Annotated in this window: 11 protein-coding genes and 1 tRNA gene; 4 read left to right on the top strand and 8 right to left on the bottom strand. The window is 74.0% G+C overall.

Annotation, left to right across the window (positions count from 1 at the left end; genetic code table 11):
* Window position 1 precedes the first annotated feature (1 nt).
* The 4 genes from ABZ881_RS10635 to ABZ881_RS10620 all read right to left on the bottom strand — a co-directional run bounded on the left by ABZ881_RS10635 (window position 2) and on the right by ABZ881_RS10620 (window position 2279).
* Window positions 2–439, bottom strand: coding sequence for a transposase (locus tag ABZ881_RS10635; protein ID WP_358483563.1), 438 nt, complete (start codon window positions 437–439; stop codon window positions 2–4).
* A tRNA-Arg gene (locus ABZ881_RS10630) sits at window positions 410–482 on the bottom strand. The genes ABZ881_RS10635 and ABZ881_RS10630 overlap by 30 nt, the downstream gene beginning before the upstream one ends.
* A 40-nt stretch (window positions 483–522) precedes the next feature.
* Window positions 523–1524 carry an ABC transporter substrate-binding protein gene (locus tag ABZ881_RS10625; RefSeq protein ID WP_358483561.1) on the bottom strand — a complete coding sequence of 334 codons (1002 nt, stop codon included), beginning with the start codon at window positions 1522–1524 and terminating at the stop codon, window positions 523–525.
* Window positions 1521–2279 carry a TetR/AcrR family transcriptional regulator C-terminal domain-containing protein gene (locus ABZ881_RS10620; RefSeq protein ID WP_358483558.1) on the bottom strand — a complete coding sequence of 253 codons (759 nt, stop codon included), beginning with the start codon at window positions 2277–2279 and terminating at the stop codon, window positions 1521–1523. The genes ABZ881_RS10625 and ABZ881_RS10620 overlap by 4 nt, the downstream gene beginning before the upstream one ends.
* Window positions 2280–2354: 75 nt before the next feature.
* Here ABZ881_RS10620 and ABZ881_RS10615 point away from each other — a divergent pair, with 75 nt between their 5' ends.
* Window positions 2355–4187: a CPBP family glutamic-type intramembrane protease gene (locus tag ABZ881_RS10615; RefSeq protein ID WP_358483556.1), complete on the top strand. Its 1833-nt coding sequence runs from the start codon at window positions 2355–2357 to the stop codon at window positions 4185–4187.
* 34 nt (window positions 4188–4221) lie between these two features.
* Here the strand turns inward: ABZ881_RS10615 and ABZ881_RS10610 are convergent, their stop codons facing one another.
* Genes ABZ881_RS10610 through ABZ881_RS10595 form a run of 4 tightly spaced genes read right to left on the bottom strand, consistent with a single transcriptional unit; the run spans window position 4222 to window position 7552 of the window.
* A complete protein-coding gene (locus ABZ881_RS10610) occupies window positions 4222–5316 on the bottom strand; it encodes an SDR family oxidoreductase (protein WP_358483554.1) in 1095 nt (364 codons plus the stop codon).
* Window positions 5313–6110, bottom strand: a complete 798-nt coding sequence (gene ppk2 / locus ABZ881_RS10605; protein WP_344018074.1) for a polyphosphate kinase 2 — start codon at window positions 6108–6110, stop codon at window positions 5313–5315. The genes ABZ881_RS10610 and ppk2 overlap by 4 nt, the downstream gene beginning before the upstream one ends.
* A gap of 8 nt (window positions 6111–6118) precedes the next feature.
* On the bottom strand, window positions 6119–6826 hold the full coding sequence (locus ABZ881_RS10600) for an SGNH/GDSL hydrolase family protein (protein ID WP_358483552.1): 708 nt from the start codon (window positions 6824–6826) through the stop codon (window positions 6119–6121).
* Between the two features lie 21 nt (window positions 6827–6847).
* A complete protein-coding gene (locus tag ABZ881_RS10595; RefSeq protein WP_358483550.1) occupies window positions 6848–7552 on the bottom strand; it encodes a hypothetical protein in 705 nt (234 codons plus the stop codon).
* 94 nt (window positions 7553–7646) lie between these two features.
* On the opposite strand from ABZ881_RS10595, the gene ABZ881_RS10590 reads away from it, so the two are divergent.
* Genes ABZ881_RS10590 through ABZ881_RS10580 form a run of 3 tightly spaced genes read left to right on the top strand, consistent with a single transcriptional unit; the run spans window position 7647 to window position 11634 of the window.
* The gene (locus ABZ881_RS10590; RefSeq protein WP_344018070.1) at window positions 7647–8342 is read left to right on the top strand and encodes a response regulator transcription factor; all 696 of its coding nucleotides are present in this window, start codon (window positions 7647–7649) and stop codon (window positions 8340–8342) included.
* On the top strand, window positions 8339–9820 hold the full coding sequence (locus ABZ881_RS10585) for a HAMP domain-containing sensor histidine kinase (protein WP_344018069.1): 1482 nt from the start codon (window positions 8339–8341) through the stop codon (window positions 9818–9820). The genes ABZ881_RS10590 and ABZ881_RS10585 overlap by 4 nt, the downstream gene beginning before the upstream one ends.
* Window positions 9821–9879: 59 nt before the next feature.
* A complete protein-coding gene (locus tag ABZ881_RS10580; protein ID WP_358483548.1) occupies window positions 9880–11634 on the top strand; it encodes a trypsin-like peptidase domain-containing protein in 1755 nt (584 codons plus the stop codon).
* The last annotated feature ends 192 nt before the right edge of the window (window positions 11635–11826 follow it).

Here is an 11826-nt window from a genome sequence, read left to right as displayed (position 1 = left end):
ATCAAGCGGTGGCCGCGCCATGTCCCGACGACACGCCGCACGACCAGCACCGACACCAGACACCACCGGCGCACAGGTTAAAGCTCAAGCTCAGATCCCGGACCTCACGCTCCAGGTCCTTGATCCGCTGCCGCTCGACCGTGCTCGGCCCAGGCACCTGCTGGGCATCGACTTGCGCCTGCACCGTCCACTGGCGCAGCGACTCGACCCCCACGCCGACCTTCGGCCCGATCGCTTGACACGCCGCGTCGACCGACCGGTACTCGTCGAGGTGGTCGAGCACCATCTTCACGGCCCGGGCACGCTGCTCGGGCGGGTAGCGCGGGTAGGCGGGTTTCGTTCCACGGATCGTTCCACGGCGGGAAGTCGTTCGCGATCGCGAACAGCGTTTCCGCTGGTCACGGTGTAGTGCCCCCGGCAGGATTCGAACCTGCGACACCCGCTTTAGGAGAGCGGTGCTCTATCCCCTGAGCTACGAGGGCCTGCGGTGAGCCTACCCGCCCCCCTTCGCCCCCCGGGCGATCAGGGCGCCAGCGCCGCCCACTGCCCGGCGAGCGAGTCCAGGACGGTCGCATAGCCCTGATAGCCGAAGTAGCCGACGGACTCTTGTGAGTTCAGCCGGATGACCCGTCCCGCCCGGACGGCCGGGAGGCCGGACCACAACGGGTTCCCGCTCAGGGCGTTCAGTGCGGCCTCGCCGTCGGCGCCGGAGTTGGCCATGACGATCAGGGTGTCGCCGTTCACCTCGCCGAGGAGCTCCGGCCCGACGGTGACGAACAGGTCGCGGTAGGGCTCTCCGGCGAGCCCGGTCGTGTCCGGGACGATCCGGCCGCCGGCATCCTGCAGCCACCGGGTGACCGACGACGCCTGCGGACGGTAGACCCGGATCTGGTCGCCGACGCCGAGGACGGCCGAGACCGTGCCGATCTCGCCGAGGGCGGCGATGCGCTGCGCGCGCAGGGCGTCGAACTCGCCGATGATCGTGTCGGCCCGCTGGTCCCGGCCGACGGCCGCGGCGATCGCGCGAAGGCTCGGTTCGGCGTCGTGGACGTCGATGTCGACGGCCACGGTCGGCGCGATCCGGGACAGCGCGTCGTACTGGTCGGCGATCCCGTCGGTCCAGCCGAGGAGCAGGTCCGGCTGGAGCGCCGCCACCGCCTCCAGTCGCACCTCGTCGGAGCTTCCGGCGGTGGGCAGCACGGTGACGTCCCGGGCCAGGTCGGCGACGACGCCCGGGAACTGCGAGCCGATGATGCTCTCGTGGGTCAGTGCCCCGACCGGCTCGATGCCGAGTGCGAGCAGGTGCGGCAGGGTGCCCCGGCGGTCGATCGCGACGACCCTGGCCGGGGCCACGGGCACGTCGGTGACGCCCAGGGGGTGTTCGATCCGGCGTGACGTGGCGCCGCCGGGTGCTCCGGTGGTGTCGCCCGCGCACCCGCTGAGCAGGCCGGTCGCAGCCAGGATCGCGAGGAACTCCCGGCGGGTCGCGGCGGTGCAGACGGGTGGCGCGCACTCGATCATCATATGTCGAACTTAGGCGAGCCTCGCCTGATCTCCAAGGAATGTGCGATCCGCAGCTCGACCCCGTCCAGCAGCCAGCCCAGCCCTGCCTCGAAGGTGTCGACGGCGGTGGGCGGCTCGCGGAGCGTCTCGATCCCCGGGAACCGGCCGGGCTCGGGGCGGTGGGTGGCCAGGAACGCCTCCTGCGCCGAGCCCCAGCTCCGCCCGTCGGGATCGGTCCACGCCTGCGCGCGGTCCTCGGCGATCACCAGCGGGACGTGCCCCCGGACGTGCCCGCTCACCGCTTGCACCACGGTCAGCGCGGCGTCGCCGTCCAGTCCGGTGCCGTCGAAGACCCGGATCGCCGAGTCCGTCCAGGCGAAGGCGTGCGGCCCGACGAACCGGCTGTCGTCGATCTCGACCAGCCACGGGTGCTCCCGGAACCCGGCCATCTCCTCGGCCGCCCACGCCTCGGTCCGCTCCCGCCAGCTCCCCGGGCGGGTGTGCGGCAGCGGGATCCGGCCGATCATGGTGTCCGCCATCAGGGCCAGCAGGGCGGCCCTGTGCGGCACGTAGGTGTACAGCGTCGCCGCGCCGACGCCGAGGCGGGCGGCGACCCGGCGCATGGACAGCGCCCGAACGCCCTCCTCGTCGGCGGCGTGCATGGCGGCGTCGACCAGCTGCTCGACGGTGAGCTGGTGCCGGGGGCCGCGCTGCGGCCGGCCGAGGCCGTTCCACAGCAGGTCCAGCACGACGCGCTCGTCCCCGTCGGTCCCCACGGGCTCATCCTTCCGTCGTTCCACGGACTGTGCCTATCCTGTACTCGAACACTGTACGGAGTATCGGGGGGCGTCATGGCAGGGCTGGTCCGCATGCGCGAACGACCATGGGTGGGGACGGCGGCGGTGCTCGCCGCGTTCACCGTGCTCGCGGCGGGGGCCGCGGTGCTCGCCGGCCACCTCCCGGGTGGTGACGACGGCGTCCCCGGCCTGGCGGTACGCGCCGGCGCCGGTGTCGTCGTCGCCGCGATCGTGCTGTGGGCGGGTTCCCGGTTCCTCGGCCGGGGGCCGGCGACCGCGCGGGCAGGGTTCGCCGTGGCCGCGCCGGCGCTGGTCTGGTTCGCCGCGATCACCCTGATCGCGGGGGCGGCGCTGCTGAGCGGGTCGGCCGAGCTGGACCGCGCCGCACTCGGCTCCGCTGCGGTCGCCGCGCTGACCGTCGCCCCGCTGCTCGTGCTCGCCGCCGCGCTGCCGGAGGAGCTCGTCTTCCGCGGGTACGTCCAGCACGTGCTGGGCAGGCACCTGGCCCCGATGTCAACGATCGCGGCCCAGGCCGCACTGTTCGCCGTGTGCACCGGGCTGGTCACCCGGTCGGCGGCGGGCCTGACCGGGGCCTTCCTGACCGGCGTCTTCCTCGGCTACCTGCGCCAGTTCACCGGAGACCTGTGGGGGGTGCTGGGGCTGCGCGTGGCGATGACGGTGAGCACGGTCTTCCTCGGCGCCGCCGGGTTCGCGTTCACCCGGGCGCCCGCGGCCTGGAACCTGGCGCTGGGCGTCGGCGCCGCGCTCTGCGTCCTGCTGGTGGCGGTGCTGCTGCACCGCCGGAACCCCCGGCCGGTGTCGGAGCCCGGCGACGCGGCGCCGCGGCCGCGCACCGGCCTGAACCAGAAGGGGATCCTCTACGACGTCGGGTCGAGCTACCTGCCCGGCCAGCACTCCCGCGCCCGCTGGCGTCCGGACGTGGTGCGCGAGGAGCTCCGGGTGATCCGCGAGGACCTGCACTGCACCGCGGTCTGCCTGTTCGGGGAGTCCCCGCAGCGGCTCGAGGAGGCCGCGCGCGCCGCACTCGACCTGGGCCTGTACGTCTGGCTGCAACCCCGCCGGTTCGACGCCCCGGTGCCCCGGGTGCTCGACAACCTCGCCGAGGTCGCCGGTATCGCCCAGCGGCTCCGGGAGGAGCATCCCGACCGGGTCGGGCTGAACGTCGGCTGCGAGATCAGCCTGCTGCACCGCGGTGTCCTGCCGGGCGGCCTGGGTGCGCGGACGGTCGGGCTGGCCGTCGTCAGCGCGATCTTCCCGCCGTACCTGGGCCGGCGGACCAACCAGGTGCTCCGCCGCATGGTCGCCGTCGCCGGGGAGCGCTTCGACGGCCCGCTGACCTACGGCGCCGGCACCTGGGAGTCCGTCGACTGGCGCCCGTTCGACGTCGTCGGGGTGAACCACTACACCGACGTCATGACCCGCTCCGGCTACCGGCAGGGCCTGCGCCGCGCCGCGTCGCACGGCAAGCCGGTGCTCGTCACCGAGTTCGGCTGCTGCAGCTACGACGGCGCCCAGGCCAAGGGTGGATCGGGCGCCGACATCATGGACTGGCGGGACCTCGACGACCGCCGGATCACGGGCACCCACGTCCGGGACGAGCAGGTGCAGGCCGACCACATCGAGTACCAGCTGGACGTGTTCGAGACCGAGGACGTCGACGGCGCGTTCCTCTGCATGTTCATCGAGGGGGACTGTCGCTGGTCCCCGGACCCCACCCGGGACCTTGACATGGCGAGCTTCGGCATCGTCCGCCCGCCGTCCCGGGAGTCCGGGCTGGACGCCGACGACGGGCACTGGGAGCCGAAGGCCGCGTTCCACGCGCTCGCCCGCCGCTACGGCGCCGACGTCCCGGCCGGGTCGCGCTGACGACGGACCGGGCGCGGTATCCGGTGGCTGTCGCTCACACCATCGCGGCGCTGCCCAGTCCCGGATTGCGCTGGAAGAACGTGACCATCGCGTCCACGTGGTCGTCGAAGGCCGGGCACCGCACCCCGACCTCGCCGAGCAGCGCGGTGGTCGCGGCGACGTCGTAGCGGGTGGGATGGGTCAGGTAGTCCAGGGTGCTCGACGGCACCCGGAACAGCCGGCCCATCCCGGGCACTCGGTCGATCGCGAACGCGGCGAGCCCGGTCGGCATCGGCACCGTGCGTAGCCGCTTCCCGAGCCGGTCGGCGAACACCTCGCACATCCGGGTCACGGTCGGCGGGTCCGGCTGGGCGAGCGCGACGGTCCGGTTCAGCGCGCCGTCGTGCCCGGCGAGCGCGGCGATCGCGTCCACCACGAAGTCCGACGGCACCAGGTTGAACTCGGTGCGCGCGGCCCGGCCGGGCAGCGGCACGGCCGCCGTCGCGCCCTGCCGAGCGAGCAGCTGCAGCAGGTAGTACGGCCCGTCGAACTTCTGGGTCGCGCCGGTGACCGAGTCGCCGACCACGATGGACGGCCGGTACACGGTCACCGGCAGGCCGGCGTCGCGGGCGCGGGCGACGACCCGTTCGGCCTCGTGCTTGGTGTGGTCGTAGTGGTTCGCGAACGGCTGGCCGAGCTCCAGGTCGGTCTCGGCGAACAGGCCGTCGTACCGGCCGGAGACGTAGCAGGTGGACACGTACTGGAACCGGCGCAGCGCCGTCGCCGCCTGCGCGAACGCCACCACGTGCCGGGTGCCGTCGACGTTCACCCGCCAGGCGAGATCGGCCGGCACCGACAGGTCGTAGACGGCGGCCAGGTGGAAGATCTCCAGCGGCCCGCCGAGCAGCCGGGCCCATTCGTCGTCGGGCAGGCCGAGACCGGGCACGGTGATGTCACCGACGACGAGATCGGTGCGGCCGGCGACCGCCGGGTCGTCGCGTTCGATCCGGGCCAGGGTCGCGCGCGCCTGGTCGGCGAACCGCTCCTGGACCAGCGCGACGGCACGGGCGCCGGGCGCCCGGCGCAGCGTCCGGGGGAGCAGGGCCGACCCGAGGAACCCCGGGAAGCCGGTGAACAGTACAGCGCTCACAGCAGGGTGGCCGCGTGGTCCGGGACGTCGCGCTGGACCTCGCGCGGCGGGCGTACGTAGTTGCCCGACGGCGGCCGGTCCGGCAGCGTCAGCACCTTGCGCTCCACCGGCTCCCACGGCACCGACGACAGCAGGTGGTGGATCATGTTGATCCGCGCGTTGCGCTTCTGCTCGGCCTCCACGATCCACCAGGGTGCGTGCTCGGTGTCGGTGTGCACGAGCATGTCGTCGCGGGCCTTGGAGTAGTCGTCCCAGCGGGTCATCGACTCCAGGTCCATCGGCGAGAGCTTCCACTGCTTCAGCGGGTTCCCCAGTCGCTCGGCGAACCGCCGGGCCTGCTCGTCGGAGCTCACCGAGAACCAGTACTTCCGCAGGTGGATGCCCTCGTCGACGAGCAGCTGCTCGAACACCGGGGCCTGCCGCAGGAACAGCCGGTACTCGGCCTCGGTGCAGAACCCCATCACCCGTTCGACGCCGGCGCGGTTGTACCAGGACCGGTCCAGCAGGACGATCTCGCCGGCCGCGGGCAGGTGCTCGACGTAGCGCTGGAAGTACCACTGGGTCTTCTGCCGCTCGGTCGGCGCGGGCAGCGCGACGATCCGGCAGAACCGCGGGTTGAGGTACTGGCTGACGCGCTGGATGGCGCCGCCCTTCCCGGCCGCGTCCCGCCCCTCGAAGACGACGACGATCCGCGCGCCGGTCGCCTTGACCCATTCCTGCATCTTCAGCAGCTCACCCTGCAGGTGCAGCAGCTCCGCCTCGTACACCTTGCGCGGCAGCTTCTCGGTCGCCATCGGACCACCTAACCAGAGCAGCGCGGCCGGTACCCGGCGCGACGCAGCGCTTCGGTGAAGACCTCGGCGATGGCGGCGTAGCCGCGGTCGTTCGGATGGAACCGGTCGGAGGCGAGCTTGCCGCGCCAGTGCCGGGTGCGCGGGTCCCGCAGCTCGGCGAGCACCAGCCCGCGGCGCCGCACCGCGTCGTCGATCAGGCCGTTGACCTGTAGTGCCGCCGCGAACGTGCCGGGCTGGTTGCCGATCACCGTGCCCCGCGGGAGCCGGTCGAGCAGCCGGGCGTACCGGTCGCCGATCCCGTCCTGGTGCCGCGGCTGCATCAGGTCGTTCGACCCGATCAGGCAGACCAGCAGGTCCGGGCGCAACCGCAGGGCGGCCGGGAGCTGGCGGTCCAGCACGTCGTCGACCCGGGCGCCGTACTGGGACAGGTTCACCAGCCGCCACCGCTCCCCGAGCGCCGGCGCGAGCCGGCCCGCCCAGCCGCCGTCCGGCGTGGTGGCGCCGATGCCCTGCGCCATCGAGTCGCCGAGCGCGATCCACAGCGGACCGGTCCGGCCGAGCGCTGCCCGGTTGTGCGCCTCCCAGAACTCGGCGTAGGGCTCGATCTGGCCCTGCACCCGCCGGATGCCGGGCAGCACCCGGGAGGCGAGCGTGATCAGCCGCCCGGGCGGGCGGCCGGTCCGGTTCGAGAAGCCGAGCTCACCCGGGTCGGTCACGGACGCCAGTGAAGCAGAACCTCAGCGCACGGTCGTCTCGCCGCGGGCGATCCGCGCGGTGAGCGGGGTGTCCGGGAACGAGCGCAGGCCCCGCTTGAGCTCGGCGAACCCGGGCCAGGTGGCGAGGGTGAACACCGCGTCCCACAGCCGCAGCGCGTCCTCGCCGAACGGCACCGTGTCGATCACCGGGCCGAACAGCGCCGGCCCGTCCGGCGGGGAGAACGACAGCACCGGGGTGCCGACGTCGTCGCCGCAGCGCCTGCGGACCTCGGCGACGTTCTCCCGCAGCCCGGCGTCGAGCCCGTCGTCGTTCGCGGCGTCGGCGAGCGCGGGGGACAGCCCGTAGCGCTCCAGCACCGGACGCAGGTCGCGCGGCTGCGCCATCACCTGCATGACCGGGTTGAAGCCCTCGCCGTCCGGTGCCTCGGTGTCCCACACCAGCTCGCCGAACCCGGTGTAGAGGTCGCCGACCACCTCGGGGCCGTGCTGCGCCTGCGCGGCCGTGATCACCCGCAGCATCTCCAGCCCGCGCCGGTGCGACTCGGGATAGGCCTCGGAGACCGTCAGCCGCTCCTCGTAGGAGATGCCCTCGTTGAGCAGGGCGAGCGGCAGCGGACGCCAGTTCACCGCGATCTCGCGCTGCCGGCCGACCTCCACCACCCAGCGCGAGGTGACCCAGCAGAACGGGCAGATCGGGTCGACGAAGAACTCGAACTCGTCGGACATGACGCACGACTACCCGCAGGACCGGCGGGTAGACACCCGCTCCGATCAGCTCCCGCTCAGACCGCTCTCAGGGGACTGGGCGAGACTGGGCGGCATGCGCATTCTGGTCGTCGACGACGACAAGGCGGTCCGGGACTCGCTGCGCCGGTCGCTGGCCTTCAACGGCTACCAGGTCGCCCTCGCCGAGGACGGTCAGGCCGCGCTGGACATGATGCTCACCGACCGGCCGGACGCGCTCGTCCTCGACGTGATGATGCCGCGGGTGGACGGGCTGGAGGTCTGCCGGCGGCTGCGCAGCGCGGGTGACGCACTGCCGATCCTGGTGCTGACGGCGCGGGACGCGGTGTCCGACCGGGTCGCCGGGCTCGACGCGGGCGCCGACGACTACCTGCCCAAGCCGTTTGCGCTGGAGGAGCTGCTGGCACGGCTGCGCGCGCTGCTGCGCAGGCGGACCCCCGAGCAGGACGACGACGGCGGGGCGAGCGCCGCGCTGACCTTCGCCGACCTGTCCCTGGACCCGGACACCCGCGAGGTCACCCGGGGCGGCCGGTCGATCAGCCTCACCCGCACCGAGTTCTCGCTGCTGGAGCTGCTGCTCGCGCACCCGCGCCGGGTGCTGACCCGCGCCCAGATCCTGGAGCAGGTCTGGGGCTACGACTTCCCGACCAGCGGCAACGCGCTGGAGGTGTACGTCGGCTACCTGCGCCGCAAGACCGAGGCCGACGGCGAGCCGCGACTGATCCACACCGTCCGCGGCGTCGGGTACGTGCTGCGGGAGTCGCCGCCGTGAGCGGGCTCCGGTCGCAGATCAGCGCGTCGCTGCGGCTGACCCCGACCGAGGAGCGGGCCGAGCGGTGGTGGCGCCGGACGCACGGCGCCGACGAGCGCGAGCGGTTCACCCTGCGAGCCCGGATCGGGATCCTGGCCGCGCTGGTCGCCGCGGCGATGGTGCTGATCGTGTCAATGGCCGCGTTCCTGGTCGTCCGGCAGAACCTCACCAGCTCGCTCGACGAGAGCCTGCGGCAGCGCGCCTACCTGGCCGCGCAGAGCGACCTGATCAACCCGCAGCTGCTGGCGACGCTGCCGCCCGCCGTCCTCGGCGCCGCCGACCTGCACATCGCGCTGCTCTACTCCTCGGGGGTCTACACCTCCGCCGACGAGTCGTCGATCCCGCCGGTCGGGGAGCCGGAGCTGGCCGTGGCCCAGGGCGGCCCGACCCAGCCCGGGCGCACCGAGTTCCTGGACGGCGTCCCGTACCGGGTGGTCGCCGTGCGCGCCGACGAGGGCCGCGCGCTCGTCATCGCCCAGCAGCTGGACACCATCACCAAGGTGGTGACCCGGATGGGGACCGCGCTGCCGCTGGTCGGGCTGGGCGGGGTGGTGCTGGCCGCGCTGGCCGGGGTCGCCGTCGCGCGGACCGGGCTGCGGCCGGTGCAGCGGCTCACCGCCGCCACCGAGCGGGTCGCGAACACCGGCGACCTGCGCCCGATCCCGGTCGCCGGGTCGGACGAGCTGGCCCGCCTCACCCAGTCGTTCAACGCGATGCTCGGGGCGCTCGCCGCCTCCCGCGAGCAGCAGCGCAGGCTCGTCGCCGACGCCGGACACGAGCTGCGCACCCCGCTGACCTCGCTGCGTACCAACCTGGAGTTGCTCACCGCCGCCGACCGGCCGGACACCCCGGACCTGCCCGCCGACGACCGGGTGGAGTTGCTCGACGACGTCCGCGCCCAGGTCGAGGAGCTCTCCCACCTGGTCGGCGACCTGGTGGAGCTGGCCCGCGACGACGCGCCGACGATGACCACCGAGGCTCTGGAGCTGAGCGAGATCGTCGAGCGGGCGCTGGCCAGGGTGCGGCGCCGGGCCGGGGAGACCGAGTTCGACGTGCACCTGACCCGGTGGATCCTCGACGGCGACGCCAGCGCGCTGGAACGGGCCGTGCTCAACCTGCTCGACAACGCGGTGAAGTGGAGCCCGCCCGGCGGCCGGGTGCGGCTGTCGATGGTCCCGATCGCCCCCGAGTGGATCGTGATCGAGGTCGCCGACGAGGGCAACGGCATCGCCGCCGAGGACCTGCCGCACGTGTTCGACCGCTTCTACCGGGCGGACACCTCGCGGACGATGCCCGGATCCGGGCTCGGGCTCTCGATCGTGGCGCAGGCCGCGGCCCGGCACGGCGGGGAGGTGCGTGCCGGCAGCGCCCCCGAAGGCGGCGCACTGCTGTCGATGGCGCTGCCGGGCCGGTACGTGGCGGAACCCGACAGCCCATAGCCTGGTGGGGTGACGGCCCGGTGGCGGGCCGTGCAGGCGACGTGACGGACGGTGGACGCATGGCCCAGGAGAACCCGCCCGACGAGAGCCCCGGGACGGACGGCTCGTCGGGCCCGGAGGGTTCCGCGGGCACTGCCGGCGCGACCGGCCAGGACGGGACGCGGGACCGGGCCGGCGCCGAGGGGGCCGCGGACGCCGGGGCGGACGCCGGGGCCGGTGACGGCGCGGGTGCTCCGGACGGTGACGGCGCCGATCCTGTTCCGGACGAGCACGCCGGTGCCCTGGGTGCGGACCGCGCGGCTGCCACGGGTGACGATCGTGCGGGTGGCGCGGGCGACGGTCGTGCGGGTGGCGCGGGCGACGGTCGTGCGGGTGCCGCGGGCGCGGACCGTGCCGGTGCCGCGGGTGTGGACCGCGCGGGTGACGTGCCGGGGGACCGTGCCGGAGCTGTGCCTGCGGACCGGACCGGTGCCGCGTCCGACGATCCTGCCGGCGGTCTCCCGCCCGGCCACGGCCCCGGACCGCACGACCCGGACCGGACCGCCACCACTGGCGCGGACGCGGATCCGCCGACCGACCGCTGGGACATCCCGGCCAACCCGTGGGCCCGCCCCGGCGCCCCGCCCCCGGAGTACCCGGGGGAGCGGTACCCGACGTACCCGGCGCCCTACGGGTCGGCGCCCCATCCCGGCACGGCGGCCTACCCGGCAGACCAGCAGCCCTACCCCTATCCGACCGGGGTGGCGCAGCCGCCGCCGAGCCGGCCCCGCCGCACGATCGCGCTGATCGTCGGCGGGCTCATCCTCGCCCTCGTCGCGGGCGCGATCGGCGGGGCGATCGGCGCGGACATCTCCCGCTCGTCTGCGTCCGGCGGCGGGGTGCTCGCCGACCCGGTGCCCGAGGTCGAGTCCGACCTGCCGATGACCCCGATCGAGGCGGTCGCCGCGCGCGTCCTGCCGAGCGTGGTGCAGCTGCGCGTCGAGGGCGGCGCCGGCAACAACGGCGGCCGCGGCGAGGGCTCCGGCATGGTGATCAGCGACGACGGCCTGATCCTCACCAACAACCACGTCGTCGAGCCCGCCGCGGCCGGCGGGACGCTGCGCGCGGTCCTGCAGGACGGCCGGGTCGCCGTCGGGTCGATCGTCGGTCAGGACCCGCAGTCCGATGTGGCGCTGGTCCGGATCCAGGCGGCCGGCCTCGTGCCGGTGGAGCTCGGGAACTCCGACGGCGTCCGGGTCGGCCAGCAGGTCACCGCGATCGGCTCGCCGCTCGGCCTGGGCGGCTCGGTGACCACCGGCATCGTGTCCGCGCTGGACCGCGCGGTGAGCGTCGGCGGTGAGGCGGGCAACGAGTCGACCGTGCTCAACGCCATCCAGACCGACGCCGCGATCAACCCCGGCAACTCCGGCGGCCCGCTCGTCGACATGGAGGGCCGGGTCGTCGGCATCAACTCGGCGATCGCGACGGCCGGCCCGGGCGGCGGCTCGATCGGCGTCGGCTTCTCGATCCCGATGAACCAGGCGCGGCGGATCGCCGACCAGCTGCGCAACGGCGGCCCGGCCACGCACGCCGTGCTCGGCGTCGAGGTCACCGACGATCCGCAGCTCGGCGGCGCGCGGATCCAGACGGTGACGCCGGGCGGCGCGGCAGAGCAGGCGGGCCTGGTCCCGCAGGACCTGGTGGTGCGCCTCGGCGACCAGCGGATCTCCACCGGGACGGACCTGCAGGCCGCGGTCCGCTCCCAGCCGCCCGGGGCCTCGGTCGAGCTGCAGCTGCAGGACCGGACGGTCCAGGTGACCCTCGGCGAGCAGTGACCGGACGGGTCCGGGCGGGTGGAGCGACCGGGATCTCGTTGACGTGTGAAAGACCGACGTGATGGGCTGACGGGGTGTTCGGTGGTGCCCCGTCGAACGCGAACGGAGCGTCGTGCCGGTGCGGGTTCCCCCTCTCCGTACCGGCACGGCCTCCCCCCGGGACCGTGCCGGGCGCGGCGTTAGGGTGACGGG

Origin of the sequence: Pseudonocardia sp. NPDC046786, from assembly GCF_040645415.1 — a bacterium.
Classification (GTDB): domain Bacteria; phylum Actinomycetota; class Actinomycetes; order Mycobacteriales; family Pseudonocardiaceae; genus Pseudonocardia; species Pseudonocardia kongjuensis.
Note: the sequence above shows the minus strand (reverse complement) of the source record. Positions and strands in the feature narration are given on the sequence as shown.

Coding starts and splice junctions, on each gene's coding strand:
- ABZ881_RS10625 (WP_358483561.1), bottom strand. CDS start 1,524: ATGATGATCGAGTGCGCGCCACCCGTCTGCACCGCCGCGACCCGCCGG.
- ABZ881_RS10615 (WP_358483556.1), top strand. CDS start 2,355: ATGGCAGGGCTGGTCCGCATGCGCGAACGACCATGGGTGGGGACGGCG.
- ppk2 (WP_344018074.1), bottom strand. CDS start 6,110: ATGGCGACCGAGAAGCTGCCGCGCAAGGTGTACGAGGCGGAGCTGCTG.
- ABZ881_RS10595 (WP_358483550.1), bottom strand. CDS start 7,552: ATGTCCGACGAGTTCGAGTTCTTCGTCGACCCGATCTGCCCGTTCTGC.
- ABZ881_RS10590 (WP_344018070.1), top strand. CDS start 7,647: ATGCGCATTCTGGTCGTCGACGACGACAAGGCGGTCCGGGACTCGCTG.
- ABZ881_RS10580 (WP_358483548.1), top strand. CDS start 9,880: ATGGCCCAGGAGAACCCGCCCGACGAGAGCCCCGGGACGGACGGCTCG.